The 13,269-nt window shown below is 67.1% G+C and carries 12 protein-coding genes and 1 pseudogene; 4 read left to right on the top strand and 9 right to left on the bottom strand.

Going from position 1 to position 13,269, the window contains the following annotated elements:
• Complete coding sequence (locus tag BCL79_RS15245) at positions 1–1,152, bottom strand: MlaE family lipid ABC transporter permease subunit (RefSeq protein WP_428999465.1); 1,152 nt, start codon at positions 1,150–1,152, stop codon at positions 1–3.
• Between the two features lie 121 nt (positions 1,153–1,273).
• On the opposite strand from BCL79_RS15245, the gene BCL79_RS15250 reads away from it, so the two are divergent.
• Positions 1,274–2,533 carry a threonine/serine ThrE exporter family protein gene (locus BCL79_RS15250; RefSeq protein WP_121042593.1) on the top strand — a complete coding sequence of 420 codons (1,260 nt, stop codon included), beginning with the start codon at positions 1,274–1,276 and terminating at the stop codon, positions 2,531–2,533.
• An 89-nt stretch (positions 2,534–2,622) separates the two neighbouring features.
• Here the strand turns inward: BCL79_RS15250 and BCL79_RS15255 are convergent.
• The 3 genes and pseudogenes from BCL79_RS15255 to BCL79_RS15265 form a co-directional block, all read right to left on the bottom strand.
• A pseudogene (locus BCL79_RS15255) lies at positions 2,623–2,997 on the bottom strand (H-NS family nucleoid-associated regulatory protein); the annotation flags it as partial.
• Between the two features lie 152 nt (positions 2,998–3,149).
• Positions 3,150–4,841: a proline--tRNA ligase gene (locus BCL79_RS15260; RefSeq protein WP_121042597.1), complete on the bottom strand. Its 1,692-nt coding sequence runs from the start codon at positions 4,839–4,841 to the stop codon at positions 3,150–3,152.
• Between the two features lie 98 nt (positions 4,842–4,939).
• Positions 4,940–5,314: a DUF4124 domain-containing protein gene (locus BCL79_RS15265; protein ID WP_121042599.1), complete on the bottom strand. Its 375-nt coding sequence runs from the start codon at positions 5,312–5,314 to the stop codon at positions 4,940–4,942.
• A gap of 72 nt (positions 5,315–5,386) precedes the next feature.
• On the opposite strand from BCL79_RS15265, the gene pssA reads away from it, so the two are divergent.
• The 3 genes from pssA to rimI are packed head-to-tail and all read left to right on the top strand — an operon-like array spanning position 5,387 to position 7,139.
• Complete coding sequence (gene pssA / locus BCL79_RS15270) at positions 5,387–6,166, top strand: CDP-diacylglycerol--serine O-phosphatidyltransferase (RefSeq protein WP_121042601.1); 780 nt, start codon at positions 5,387–5,389, stop codon at positions 6,164–6,166.
• The gene (locus BCL79_RS15275) at positions 6,163–6,645 is read left to right on the top strand and encodes a hypothetical protein (RefSeq protein ID WP_226956622.1); all 483 of its coding nucleotides are present in this window, start codon (positions 6,163–6,165) and stop codon (positions 6,643–6,645) included. Before pssA ends, BCL79_RS15275 begins: the two co-directional genes overlap by 4 nt.
• Positions 6,642–7,139 carry a ribosomal protein S18-alanine N-acetyltransferase gene (gene rimI, locus BCL79_RS15280; RefSeq protein ID WP_121042847.1) on the top strand — a complete coding sequence of 166 codons (498 nt, stop codon included), beginning with the start codon at positions 6,642–6,644 and terminating at the stop codon, positions 7,137–7,139. The genes BCL79_RS15275 and rimI overlap by 4 nt, the downstream gene beginning before the upstream one ends.
• Before the next feature lie 15 nt (positions 7,140–7,154).
• Here rimI and BCL79_RS15285 read toward each other — a convergent pair whose 3' ends face one another.
• The 5 genes from BCL79_RS15285 to BCL79_RS15305 all read right to left on the bottom strand — a co-directional run bounded on the left by BCL79_RS15285 (position 7,155) and on the right by BCL79_RS15305 (position 13,241).
• On the bottom strand, positions 7,155–7,979 hold the full coding sequence (locus tag BCL79_RS15285) for a DMT family transporter (protein WP_121042851.1): 825 nt from the start codon (positions 7,977–7,979) through the stop codon (positions 7,155–7,157).
• A gap of 226 nt (positions 7,980–8,205) precedes the next feature.
• Positions 8,206–10,974, bottom strand: a complete 2,769-nt coding sequence (locus BCL79_RS15290) for a valine--tRNA ligase (RefSeq protein WP_121042603.1) — start codon at positions 10,972–10,974, stop codon at positions 8,206–8,208.
• A gap of 43 nt (positions 10,975–11,017) precedes the next feature.
• Positions 11,018–11,206 carry a YqaE/Pmp3 family membrane protein gene (locus BCL79_RS15295; RefSeq protein ID WP_121042605.1) on the bottom strand — a complete coding sequence of 63 codons (189 nt, stop codon included), beginning with the start codon at positions 11,204–11,206 and terminating at the stop codon, positions 11,018–11,020.
• 45 nt (positions 11,207–11,251) lie between these two features.
• Positions 11,252–11,677 (bottom strand): DNA polymerase III subunit chi, encoded by a 426-nt coding sequence (locus tag BCL79_RS15300; RefSeq protein WP_019182556.1) that lies wholly within the window; start codon positions 11,675–11,677, stop codon positions 11,252–11,254.
• A gap of 85 nt (positions 11,678–11,762) precedes the next feature.
• Positions 11,763–13,241, bottom strand: coding sequence for a leucyl aminopeptidase (locus tag BCL79_RS15305; protein ID WP_121042607.1), 1,479 nt, complete (start codon positions 13,239–13,241; stop codon positions 11,763–11,765).
• Positions 13,242–13,269: the final 28 nt, after the last annotated feature.

Here is a 13,269-nt window from a genome sequence, read left to right on the forward strand (position 1 = left end):
TTACCAGCCCATCTTCATGAACCACAGCGCGGCGAACGCGTCGAGGATGATCACCAGCGAAATGGCCTGCACCACGCTGGAGGTGGTGCGCTCGCCGACCGACTGCGCGGTGCCTTCCACCTTCAGGCCCTCCAGGCAGCCGATCAGGCCGATCACCAGCGCGAACACCGGCGCCTTGGACAGGCCGACCAGCATGTTGCGTACTTCCATGGTGTCGTGCATGCGCGCGATATACATCTGCGGCGGGATATCCAGATCGAAGGCGCCGACGGTGATGCCACCGGCCAGGCCGGCGATCATTGCGATGAAGGTCAGCAGCGGCAACGTGATCAACAGCGCGATCAAGCGCGGCAGCACCAGCAGATCGACCGGGTCCAGGCCCAGCGTTTTCATTGCGTCGATTTCTTCGCGCGCCTTCATCGCACCTATCTGCGCGGTGAACGCACTGGCGGTGCGGCCGGCCAGCACGATCGCGGTCAACAACACGGCGAACTCACGCAGGAAGGCGATGCTGACCAGTTCGACCACGTAGATCTCGGCGCCGAAGTCGCGCAGGATCGTGGAGCCGAGGAAGGCGATCACCGCGCCCACCAGATAGGACAGCAGGGCGACCAGGGGCACTGCATCCAAGCCGACCTGTTCCATCTGGGCGACCGTGGCAGTGAGCCGGAAACGGCGCGGCTCCTTGATCAGGCGCGCACCCTTGACCAGGTTCTCGCCAAGGAAACTGGCCAGTGCCACGATGTTGTGGCCCATGCCGTGCACGCTGACACCGAGCCGCTCCAGCGCGGCCAGCACGCCGAAGTCCCGCTTGGCCTTGGGCCGGTCGTCGGCGACTTCCTCGATGGTCGAGACCAGCGCACGATGTTCCTCGCGGAACGTCACCGCATCCTCGCCGAGATCGGCGCGGTGGGCCACGCGCAGCAACTGCAGCACACCGGCCGAGTCGAGCAGGGTGATCCCGCTGGCATCCAGGCCGGTCACGTTCTCCGGAAGGCCACGCAGCACTTCGGCCGCGTCCAGCGCGGTGCGTAAAGTCCAATGGCCAGACAACCGGATCAGGCCGGGGTCCTGGGCATCCTGCTCGAGATGGGGGGCTTGGTCTGAGGTCATGTAGGCGTCCTGCGCGCAGCATACCCTGTCCGGGTGCATGGCTCGCGTATGCGCCGGGACGGGCTGAACGCGTCGGTCAGTGCGCCCCGTTCCTGCACGCAGGCGCACGATGACACCGGGATTCTTCAGGCCGGGGCGTGTTCGGGTAATACTACGGCGCATGTCTGCCGACGCCCCCACCATCGTTGCACCACCGGCCACCTACGCACAGCGCGTGGCCTTCGTTTCGGAAATGGCCGGGCGCCTGCACAGCTATGGCACCACCGCGCAGCGGCTGGAAGCAGCCGTGGTCGCGCTGGCGCAGCGCCTGGACCTGGATTGCGAGCCGTGGTCGAACCCGACTGGCCTGATCCTGAGTTTCAGCGACCCGACCAAGGCGATCGGTTCATCGGACATCACCCGTGTGATCCGGTTGGCACCGGGCGAGAATGACCTGCATAAACTCAGCATCGCCGACCAGATCACCGATGCGGTGGCCAACGGCGCCATGAGCATCGCGCAGGGCCATACCGCGCTGCGCCAGCTGGACAAGGATCCTGGCCGTTGGGGCAAGATCCGCACCATCCTTTCCTACAGCCTCGGCGCAGCGGGCGTGGCCGGCCTGTGGAAACTGCCGTGGCTGGATATCGCCACCGCCGGCGTGATCGGTCTGCTGATCGGCGTCATGGGCATGTATACCGACCGTCGCCCGGCCACGCGCGAAGCCAACGAGGCGTTGGCGGCCCTGCTGGCCGGCTCGGTGGCGACGCTGGTGGCCTCCTTCATCGGCGCGCTCAACCTCAACACGGTGATCATCGCCTCGCTGGTGGTGCTGCTGCCCGGGATGTCGCTGACCAATGCGGTCAATGAGCTGGCGAGCCAGCATTGGGTTTCGGGCACGGCGCGGTTTGCCGGTGCGGTGACCACGATCCTGAAACTGACGGTGGGCGCGGTGATCGCGGTGACGCTGTCGGGCATCGTCGGGCTGGAGCCGCTGGTCCGCGCTTCGCGGCCGCAGGCCGATTGGGTCGAATGGGGCGCGTTGCTGCTGGCCGCGTTCGCGTTCGCGATGTTGTTCAAGGCCAACCGCCGCGATTTCCCCTGGGTGATGGCGGCGGCCGTCGCCGGTTATGCGATATCGAAATTCGCCGGACAGGCGTGGGGCATCCCGGCCGGCATTTTCATGTCCGCGATGCTGCTGACCGCCGCCGGCAATCTGTTCGGTCGGCTGGCGCAGCGACCGGGCGCGATCATCCGCCTGCCCGGCATCATCATGCTGGTGCCCGGCAGTACCAGCCTGCGCGGCGTGCTGACGCTGGTCCAGCAGCAGGACATGAGCGCCGGGCAGACCGTGCTGATGACGGTGCTCAACGTGGTGATGGCGCTGGTGGCCGGCCTGCTGTTCGGTAATCTGCTGATCCCGGCGCGCAAGAATCTTTGACCGCCCGGTCACCGCGCGCGCCATCAACGGGTACGAAAACGCCGGCGCGAAGCCGGCGTTTTCATGTGCAGCAGTGACTGACCGGCTTACTTCTTGATCAGGAACTCTTCGACCTTCTTGCCCTTGGCGGTATGCGCGGCCAGCCAGCGCGGCTGCTTGCCACGGCCGGTCCAGGTTTCCTTCGGGTTGGCCGGGTTGCGATACTTCGGGGCGACCTTGCCGAGCTTGCGCACGGCCTTGGCCGGGGCCTTGGTGGCCTTGCTCGCGGCGCGGCCACGTGCGGCCGGGGCAGCGCCGCCGAACAGTTCTTCCACCGAATAGCCCTGGGCCTTGGCCAGCTTGGTCAGCTGTGCGCGGACTTTGGTGATCGCCGGACGCTTGGCCACGATGGTCTGCTGCTTCTTGGCGTTCTTGATCAGCGCGCCCAGCTCTTTGGCGGACAGGCCGCTCAGGTCAATGCTCATCTACTACTCCGCAATATATTAAGGACAGGGTGAGCCGGTCCTTGGCGTCGGAAACAGCATACATTCTCTTTTGCGAAATACACAAACAAACCGGAGATATTGAAACCGGGTCCACCATTGAAAAGGCCGGGTTATTCACCCGGCCTTTGTCTTTACTTCGTCAATTTTGCCAGCAGTGTGTCCTTGTCGAGGACCTCCGCTTCGGCGGCATTGCGCGCGCGGTACTCGAACGTGCCGGCGGCGACGCCGCGCTCGGAGACCACGATGCGGTGCGGCACGCCGATCAGTTCCATGTCGGCGAACATCGCGCCCGGGCGCAGGCCGCGGTCGTCCAGCGCCACATCCAGGCCGGCGGCCTGCAACTGTGCAAGCAGCTCGGCGGCGGTGGCCGCTACGGTCTCGTCCTGCTTCGGGTTGATCATGCAGACCACCACCTGCCACGGCGCCATCGCGTCGGGCCAGATAATGCCGGCGTCGTCATGATTCTGCTCGATCGCCGCGGCGACGATGCGCGAAATACCGATGCCGTAGCAGCCCATCGCCAATACCGCGGCCTTGCCGTTCTCGTCGAGGACGGTCGCATTCAACGCCTGCGCATACTGGCGGCCGAGCTGGAACACATGGCCAACTTCGATGCCGCGGGCGATCTTGAGTTCACCGCCATCGGCGGCACGATCACCGGCCTTGGCGTTGCGGATGTCCGCCACTTCCGGTTCGGGCAGGTCGCGGCCCCAGTTGACGCCGGCGATATGGAAGCCGGCTTCATTGGCACCGATGACGAAATCGGCCAGCGCGGCGACGTCGCGGTCGGCCACGATGCGGATCGGCAGGGCCGGATTGAGCGGGCCGAGGAAGCCCGGCTCGCTGCCCAGGTGCGTGGCAATCTCCGCCTCGCTGGCCATGCGGTAGCCCTGCAGGCCCTCGACCTTGCCGAGCTTGATTTCATTGACGTCGTGATCGCCGCGCACCAGCGCCAGCACGAAACCGGCTTCGCTCATGATCGCGATCGACTTGACCGTGCGCTCCAGGCCCAGGCCAAGCAGGGCGGCCACGGCTTCACAGGTTTTCTGCGTGGGCGTATCGATTTTGCGCAGCGCTTCGCTGGCGGCCGGGCGCTCGCCCGGGGCCGCGGCGATGGCCGCTTCCATATTGGCCGCGTAATCCGAGCCGGTGGAAAACACCAGTGCGTCTTCGCCGGACTCGGCGATCACGTGGAATTCCTGCGAGGCATCGCCACCGATCGCGCCCGAGTCGGCCTGCACCATGCGGAAATCCAGGCCCAGGCGGGTGAAGATGCGGCTGTAGGCCGCCTTCATGTTCTCGTACTCGCGCACCAGGCAGTCATCGTGCAGGTGGAAGGAGTAGGCGTCCTTCATCAGGAATTCGCGCGAGCGCATCACGCCGAAGCGCGGCCGGATCTCATCGCGGAACTTGGTCTGGATCTGGAAGAAATTGACCGGCAGCTGCTTGTAGCTGGACAGCTCCTGGCGCGCGAAATCCGCGGCGGCTTCTTCAGCGGTCGGGCTGTAGCAGAACACCTGCTCCTTGCGATCCTTGATCTTCAGCAGCTGCGGGCCGAACTTTTCCCAGCGGCCGGTGGCTTCCCACAGTTCCTTGGGCTGGAGGGTCGGAATCTGGAATTCCACCGCGCCGGCACGCTCCATTTCCTCACGCACGATGCGCTCGACCTTGCGCAGCACGCGCAGGCCCAGCGGCGACCAGGTGTACAGCCCCGAGGCCAGCTTGCGGATCATGCCCGCGCGCAGCATCAAGCGGTGGCTGGTCAGCTCCGCGTCGCTGGGGGTTTCCTTGGTGGTGTGCAGGTGGAACTGGGAGAGGCGCATCGTCGGCTTCGCTGAACGGCAGAAGCCGATATTCTGCCAGTCCGGCCGCCGCGATGGGTGTTGCCGTTGGTTTTGGCTGCCTCGACGGGGCCGGTGGCTCAGGCCTTGGGGGTGCAGTAGGCCTGGATGGCGGCCTCGGCCAAGGTCTTCTGGGCGCTGCGCTGCTCGTCGGTCAGGGCGGTATCGGCCGTGCCGTCGCCATCGGCGTCCTGCATGACCTTGCCCGGCCCGTTGAGCAGGGTGAGATTGCCGCGGGCGTCGGTACAGGCCTTGTTCTCGGCCGGGGCGGTGGCGGTCTCGCGCGGGAGCGGGTCCCGGTTCTCGACCTGGCGGGCCTCGTACTTCTGCCCGGCCGGCGGCTTCTCCGAATACTGGGTGACGCCGTTGGCGTCTTTCCACTTATAGACAGTGCCGGCGCTGGCCGTGGCGCTGGCGAGCAGCAGCAGGGCGCTCAGACGGGACAGGGCACGCATGGCAACTCCGGGAACGGGGCAGAACCGCGATTGCAGCACCCCGCGCCGGTGCTGGCAAGCTAAACTGGCCGCATGGATCAGATGAAACCCCCGCCGCGCTCGCGCAGCATTTACCTGCTGCCCAACCTGTTCACCACCGCAGGCCTGTTCGCCGGCTTCTACGCGATCATCGCCGCGGCCAACGGCGACTTCGTGAATGCCGCAGTCGCGGTGTTTGTCGCGGCGGTCATGGATGGCCTGGACGGCCGTGTGGCCCGCCTGACCGGCACCAGCAGCGAATTCGGCGTGCAGTACGACTCGCTGGCCGATCTGGTCAGCTTCGGCATGGCCCCGGCCCTGGTGATGTACCACTGGTCGTTGTCCTGGCTGAAGTTCGACGACCCGGTGCTCGGCCGCGTTGGCTGGGCGGTCGCCTTCCTGTATGCCGCCTGCGCCGCGCTGCGCCTGGCCCGCTTCAATACCCAGGTAACCGTGGTCGACAAGCGCTGGTTCATCGGCTTGGCCAGCCCGGCTGCGGCCGGCCTGATGATGTCCTTCGTCTGGGCTTTCGCTGATGGCAACCTCGGCTGGGACGGCAACCAGCTGCGCTATGTCGCGCTGGGCGTGACCCTGGTGTCGGCACTGCTGATGGTCAGCCGGATCCGCTTCTGGAGCTTCAAGGGCAGTGGCGAGAAAGGACCGCGCGCGGATCGCGTGCCGTTCCTGGCGCTGGCCCTGGTGCCGATCGCCATCGCGATCATGGTCATTGATCTGCCGCGCGTGCTGTTCGCGGTGGGCGTGGTGTATGCCTTGTCCGGCCCGTGCTACTGGGCGTGGCAGCGCACCCGCAAGACGGTCGAGCCGAACGCGTGAGCGGGCAGGCGCTGCCGCCATTGTGGTCGCCGGCGCAGCAGTCCTGGCTGCAGGCGATGGGTTATACGGTGTTCGTCGACGGCAGCGTCGAGCCGGAAGCCGCTGCGGTACCTGATGTCCAGCTCAGCGCGGCGCCGCTCGCCGAGTCGTCCGCGCCGGTGCGCCAGTCGCGGCCAGCACCGGCGGTGGATGCGCCCGCGCCGGTACGCCGAAGCGCGCCGCGCACGGTCGAAGAAGGCGCGCCGCCATCCGTCCCGGCGGCCACGCCGGCACGCGGAGGCGGAGGCCGCCGCGCGGCGGTCCGGATGCCCGATCGCCTGCAGATCGCCCTGTTGCGCGCCTCCGGCTGCAACCCGGCCGAGCCGGACACCCAGGCCTTGATGGCCAGCTGGAACCTGGATGAACTGCGCAGCAGTGCCGCCGCCAAGCGCGCGTTGTGGCCGCAGCTGCGCGCCCTGCGCAAGCGGGGCCGACCGTGAGCGCGGTGAGCTCGCCGCGGCCGTTGTCGTTGCGCGCGCTGCGCGAAAGCGACCTCAATGCGGTGATGGCCATCGAGGTGCGCGGTTACCCGTACCCGTGGACCCGCGGCATCTTCCAGGACTGCCTGCGTGCCGGTTATCCCGGCCTGGCGATGGAAGAGGACGGTCTGCTGATGGGCTATGGCCTGCTCAGCATCGCCGCCGATGAAGCGCATATCCTCAACATCTGTGTGGACCCGCTGTGCCAATCGCGCGGCCACGGCCGCTACCTGCTGCGCGCGCTGGTGAAGCTGGCGCGTGACCACGGTGCGCACCGGGTGTTCCTGGAAGTGCGCCCGTCCAATACCTCGGCGGTGGCGCTGTACCACAGCGAAGGGTTCAACGAGATCGGCCGCCGGCCGCGCTATTACCCTGCCCGCGACGGGCGCGAGGATGCGCTGGTGATGGCCATCGAGCTGGTTGACGACGACATCCAGGTGATGCCGCCGCTCTGACAGCGTGGGGGGGTGCTACGCCAACCGCAGCACCACTGCCCCGAGCACGATCAGGCCGGCGGCGATCCAGCGTTGGCGGGTAACGCGTTCGCGCAGGAGCCACGCCGAGATCAGGATGCCGAACAAGATCGAGGTTTCGCGCAGTGCGGCGATCATCGCGATCGGCGCGACCGTCATGGCCCACAGCGCCAGCCCGTAGGAGACCAGCGTGCCGATGCCGCCGGTGATGCCGTAGCCCCAGTTGCGGCGCGCATAGTCACGCAGCGCGCTGGCGCGTGTGCACACCGCCCACAGTGGCAAAGGCAGGCCGGAAAGCAGAAACAGCCACAACGTGTAGCTCACCACGGCACCCGAGTGACGCGCGCCCCAACCATCGACCAAGGTGTAGGTGGCGATGACACCGGCATTGAGCAGCGGCAGCCACAGATGCTGGCGCGAGGTGCCGCGGGTCATGCACAGGATGCCCAGGCAGATCAGCCCGATGCCGGCCCACGCGATCCATGCCAGGCGCTCACCCAGAAACAGCGTGCTGATCAGCGCGACCAGGATCGGCGCGCAGCCGCGCATCAGCGGGTAGGACGCGCTCATGTCGGTCACTTGGTAAGTACGCGCGACAAGCACGTAGTACCCGACCTGGAGCAGGGTCGAGGCGGCCAGCCATGGCCAGCTCTGCGCGGCGGGTGTGGGCACGAACGGCAGCGCGATCGCGGCAATCACCGCCGCCGAGCCGGTGACCAGGATCGTGGTCAGCAGCGTGTCGGTGCCACGTTTGACGATCGCGTTCCAGCTGGCATGCAGCAGGGCGGCCAACAGCACGATGCAGAAGAGGGACAGCGACATCGTGTCGGCGGTCATTCAATCCGTGGACGAACCCGCATCATGCCGCAGATGGGCAGGCATCGGGCCCGTAACCGCGCGGGCGGGCCCTACCTACGTTATCGGCCCAGGGTAGAGCCACCCCATGGGTGGCTGCACGCCATCCCGCCCCGGAAGGCAGCCACCCATGGGGTCGCTCTACCCTGGCCCCGCAGAAGCAGCCACGCATGGCGTGGCTCTACCCGTGCGCTTACAGCTTCGCGCGCTGCGAACGCAGACCGTCCAGCTGGGCGGTCCATTCGACCAGGCGCACGCGCTCCTGCTCGACCACAGCCGCCGGCACCTTGTCGGTGAACTTGGCCAGCTTGGTCCCGCTCTTTTCCTTCTCCGATTCCACCCGGGCGATTTCCTTGTCCAGGCGCGCGCGCTCGGCACCCAGATCGACCAGGCCCTCCAGCGGCACCAGCAAGGTGAGATCGCCCACGATCGCGGCGGCGGCCGGCGGCGTGTCGCTGCCGTTGGCCAGCCACTCGATGCGCTCCAGCTTGAGCAGGAACGACAGCGAGGAGGTGAAGCGGGTCATGCGCGCGCGGTCGTCGTCGCTGCCACCCTGCAGCAGCAGCGGCACCAGCTTGGACGGCGGCACGTTCAACTCGCTGCGCACTCGGCGCAGCGCGTTGACCATCGACTTCAGCCATTCCACGTCGGCTTCGGCGCGGGCGAAATCACCGGCGAACTCTTCGGCGGTCGGGTACGGCCGCAGCGAGATGGTGTCGTCGGTGAGGCCCAGGCGCGGGGCGACCTGGCGCCACAGCTGCTCGGTGACGAACGGGGTCAGCGGGTGCAGCAGGCGCAGCAGCGCTTCGAGCACGTACAGCAGGGTGTGGCGGGTGCTGTTGGCATCGTCGGCATCGGCGCCGTTGAGGGCCGGCTTGGTCAGTTCCAGGAACCAATCGCAGAACTCGTTCCAGGCAAATTCGTACAGGCACTGCGCCAGCAGATCGAAGCGGTAGTTGGCGTAATGCGTCTGCGCTTCGGCCGAGACCGCGGCCAGGCGCGCGAGGATCCAGCGCTCGGCATCGGTGCGCGGCTGCGGCACGCCGGTGAAGCTGCTGCCCTCAGTGTTCATCAGGGTGAAGCGGCTGGCGTTCCACAGCTTGTTGCAGAAGTTCTTGTAGCCCTCGGCGCGGTTCATGTCGAACTTGATATCGCGGCCGTGGGTGGCGAGCGCGGCGATGGTGAAGCGCAGCGCATCCGCACCGTGGGCGATGATGCCCTCGGGGAATTCGCGGCGCGTCGCCTTCTCGATCTTCGGCGCGTCCTTGGGCTTCATCAGGCCGGTGGTGCGCTTGGCGACCAGGTCCTCGATGGAGATGCCATCGATGATGTCCAGCGGGTCCAGCACGTTGCCCTTGGACTTGGACATCTTCTGGCCCTGCGCATCGCGGATCAGGCCGGTGATGTAGACGTCCTTGAACGGGATCTTCCCGGTGAAGCTGTCGGTGGCCATGATCATGCGGGCCACCCAGAAGAAGATGATGTCGAACCCGGTGATCAGCACCGACGACGGCAGGTAGCGCTCGAAACCGCGCGCGTCCATCGCCTGCTCGTTCGGCCAGCCCAGGGTGGAGAACGGCCACAGCTGCGAGGAGAACCAGGTCTCCAGCACGTCACTGTCCTGGTGCAGGGCGAGGTCGGCGGCGAGGTTGTTCTTCGCGCGCGCTTCGGCTTCATCACGGCCGACATAGCAGTTGCCCGCATCGTCGAACCACGCCGGAATGCGGTGGCCCCACCACAGCTGGCGGCTGATGCACCAATCCTGGATGTTCTCCATCCAGTGGCGGTAGGTGTTGATCCAGTTGGCCGGGACGAACTGGATGCTGCCGTTCTCGACCAGCTCCAGGCCGCGCTTGGCCAGCACGTCCATCTTCACGAACCACTGGTCGGTCAGGTACGGCTCGATCACCTGCTGGGTACGATCGCCACGCGGCACCTGCAGCTTGTGCGCCTTGGTTTCGACCAGGATGCCCAGGTCTTCCAGCTCGGCCAGGATCACCTTGCGCGCTTCGTAACGGTCCAGCCCGCGGTATTTCTCCGGGGCGTTGTCGTTGATTGCCGCCACCGGGGTGAACAGGTTGATCATCGGCAGGTTGTGGCGCAGGCCGACCTGGTAATCGTTGAAATCGTGCGCGGGGGTGACCTTGACCACGCCGGTGCCGAACTCGCGGTCGACGTAATCATCGGCGATCACCGGGATCTCGCGGTCGGTCAGCGGCAGCTTCACCATTTTGCCGATCAGGTGCGCGTAGCGCTCGTCTTCGGGGTGCACCATCACCGCGGTGTCGCCGAGCATGGTTTCCGGGCGGGTGGTGGCCACGGTCAGGGTGCCGCTGCCATCGGCCAGCGGGTAGCTGATCGACCACAGGAAGCCGTCTTCCTCCACGCTCTCCACTTCCAGATCGGAAATGGCCGTCTTCAGCACCGGATCCCAGTTGACCAGGCGCTGGCCACGGTAGATCAGGCCCTGCTCGTGCCAGCGCACGAACGCCTCGACCACCGCTTCGGACGGCTGCGGGTCCATGGTGAAGGTGCTGCGCGACCAGTCGCTGGAGGTGCCCAGACGGCGCATCTGGCGCTCGATGGTGTCACCGGACTGCGCCTTCCACTCCCACACCTTCTCGATGAAGCCGTCGCGGCCCAGCGAATCGCGGGTCTCACCGGTGTTGGCCAGCGCCAGGTTGCGCGACACCACCATCTCGGTGGCGATGCCGGCGTGGTCGGTGCCGACCTGCCACAACGTGTCGTAGCCACGCATGCGGTGGTAACGCACCAGTGCATCCATCAGGGTCTGCTGGAAGGCATGGCCCATGTGCAGCGTGCCGGTCACGTTCGGCGGCGGCAGCAGGATGGTGTACGGCTCGCCCTTGCCGGACGGCTTGAAATGGCCGGCCTTCTCCCACGCGTCGTACAGCGCGGTTTCAAAGGTTTTCGGGTCGTAGCTGGAGGCGAGTTGGGTCATGCGGGAACCAGGATCGAATACGGAAGGTGGGGGTGCCGGAAGCTCAGCGCCCGAAGGCGCGGCGGATCTTCTGGTCGGTATGGAACTGTGAGACCGCGTAGGCGGCCCAGATCGCGGCGGGCAGCCAGCCGATCAGCGTGATCTGCAGGATCAGGCAGAGGATGCCTGCGATCGGGCGGCCGATGGTGAAGAAGGCGAACCAGGGAAAGATCAGGGCGATCAACAGGCGCATCAAGGGTCTCCGGGGGCGGCGGCGACCGGACGGGCGCCGCGCGGGTTACATGTCGTATTTGTTCAGGTCAAAGCCCAGTGCCTTGTACTGGCGCCAGCGCTCGCGCAGCGGTTCGCGCGCTTCCGGGTCGGCCGGCACCACTTCCAGCACGCGGTCGCAGGCGGCCAGGTAGGGATCGTCGCGCAGGTTGATCACCAGCGGCCGGGCCGGGGCCTCGGTGCCGGGAACGGCGATCAGCACCAGCGCCTCTTCCTCGTCCATGTCTTCGCCGGCGATCTGGTGCGGGATGTAGGCATCGTTGTCGAACGCCCACAGCAGCTCGTCCAGCTCTTCGGCCTGGGCCTGGTCGCGTGCCAGCACCAGGGTGAACAGCCCGGCGTCATTGGCCTTGCGGGCCAGTTCGCAGACCAGGCGCAATGGCTCGGTCAGGAAGCGGGGCTTGGCGATCAGGTAGAAATCAGCACGGGACATGGCAGGGCCTGGAGCGGAGGGAGAACCCGGCGCCAGGCCGGGCGGGATCGCGGCCACCCGCAGGCGGCCGCGATCGGGCAGGGCATCAGGCGCGGGCGGCCTGGTCCAGCAGCCACTGGCTCAGCAGGCCGACCGGACGGCCGGTGGCCATGCCGCGCTTGCCTTCGTCGCTGGCCACGCCGGCGATGTCCAGATGAGCCCAGCGCTGGCCTTCGGCGAAGCGCGACAGGAAGCAGCCGGCGGTGATCGCACCGGCCCAGCGGCCGCCGATGTTGTAGATATCGGCGAAGCTGGAATCCAGCATCGGCTGGTACTCGTCCCACAGCGGCAGGCGCCAGGCGCGGTCGAACACGTGCTCACCGGCGGCCAGCAGCTCGTTGGCGAGGTCGTCGTGCTTGCTCATCAGGCCGGCGGTCTGGTGGCCCAGCGCCACCAGGCAGGCACCGGTCAGGGTGGCCACGTCGATCAGCGCGGCCGGCTCGAAGCGCTGCGCGTAGGTCAGCGCGTCGCACAGGATCAGGCGGCCTTCGGCGTCGGTGTTGCCCACTTCGATGGTCTTGCCCGACATCGAGGTGATCACGTCCGACGGGCGGTAGGCATTGCCGTCGATGGCGTTCTCGACCGCCGGCACCACCACCACCAGGTTGAGCGGCAGCTTGGCCGTCACGGCCGCGACGAAGGTGCCGATGACGTTGGCGCCACCGCACATGTCGTACTTCATCTCTTCGATGCCGCCCTGGGTCTTCAGATTGACGCCACCGGTATCGAAGGTGATGCCCTTGCCGACCAGCACATAGGGCTTGGCGTCGCCGCCGTTGTTCCACTTCAGCACGACCAGGTGCGGGCGGTTGGCCGAGCCACGGGCCACGGCCAGCAGCGAGCCCATGCCCAGCGCTTCCATCTGGTGCTCGTCCAGCACCTCCGCTTCGGCGCCTGCATGCGCCTGCGCGAACGCGACCGAGGACTCGGCCAGGTAGGCCGGGGTGCAGACGTTCGGCGGCAGGTTGCCCAGCTCGCGGGCGTACTGCACGCCGGCGGCGATGGCCTGGCCCTGGGCCAGCGCCTGGGTGTCGGTGCCGGCGATGGCCAGCGTGGTCAGGCCCGGCTCGTCGGCCTTCTTCTTGCCCAGCGTGGCGCTGTAGCGGTAGGCGGCGTGGTCGGCGGTGATGATGGCCTGGCGGATGTTCCAGGCGGCATCGCGGCCCTTGACCTCGATCTCGGTCAGGGTGAACAGCGCCTGATGGTTGACGCCGCTCTTGAGGGCGCGGCTGGCATCGCCGACCGCCTTGAGGTACTGCGCCACGCCGAACTTGGCCGGCTCGCCCAGCCCGACCACGAGCACGCGTGCGGCGGTGACGCCGGGCAGATCGTGCAGCAGGGTCGTATTGCCGGTCTTGCCGCCCACGTCGCCGCGGGCGATCAGGGCCGACAGACGGCCACCGGACGCGGTGTCCAAGGCCTGTGCCGCGGGGCTCAGGGTCTGGTCGGCATAGGCGCCGACGATGACGCAATCGCACTCGGCCGAGGCCGGCGCTGCGTGGTTCAGGGTGAATTCCAGGGCCATTGATCAGATTCCGTTGGCAAAACCGTAC

Origin of the sequence: Stenotrophomonas rhizophila (assembly GCF_003651185.1) — a bacterium.
Classification (GTDB): domain Bacteria; phylum Pseudomonadota; class Gammaproteobacteria; order Xanthomonadales; family Xanthomonadaceae; genus Stenotrophomonas; species Stenotrophomonas maltophilia_Z.

Coding starts and splice junctions, on each gene's coding strand:
- BCL79_RS15260 (WP_121042597.1), bottom strand. CDS start 4,841: ATGCGCCTCTCCCAGTTCCACCTGCACACCACCAAGGAAACCCCCAGC.
- BCL79_RS15290 (WP_121042603.1), bottom strand. CDS start 10,974: ATGACCCAACTCGCCTCCAGCTACGACCCGAAAACCTTTGAAACCGCG.
- BCL79_RS15300 (WP_019182556.1), bottom strand. CDS start 11,677: ATGTCCCGTGCTGATTTCTACCTGATCGCCAAGCCCCGCTTCCTGACC.
- pssA (WP_121042601.1), top strand. CDS start 5,387: ATGGATCAGATGAAACCCCCGCCGCGCTCGCGCAGCATTTACCTGCTG.
- BCL79_RS15265 (WP_121042599.1), bottom strand. CDS start 5,314: ATGCGTGCCCTGTCCCGTCTGAGCGCCCTGCTGCTGCTCGCCAGCGCC.
- BCL79_RS15245 (WP_428999465.1), bottom strand. CDS start 1,152: ATGCACCCGGACAGGGTATGCTGCGCGCAGGACGCCTACATGACCTCA.
- BCL79_RS15250 (WP_121042593.1), top strand. CDS start 1,274: ATGTCTGCCGACGCCCCCACCATCGTTGCACCACCGGCCACCTACGCA.
- BCL79_RS15285 (WP_121042851.1), bottom strand. CDS start 7,979: ATGTCGCTGTCCCTCTTCTGCATCGTGCTGTTGGCCGCCCTGCTGCAT.
- BCL79_RS15305 (WP_121042607.1), bottom strand. CDS start 13,241: ATGGCCCTGGAATTCACCCTGAACCACGCAGCGCCGGCCTCGGCCGAG.
- BCL79_RS15295 (WP_121042605.1), bottom strand. CDS start 11,206: ATGCGCCTGTTGATCGCCCTGATCTTTCCCTGGTTCGCCTTCTTCACC.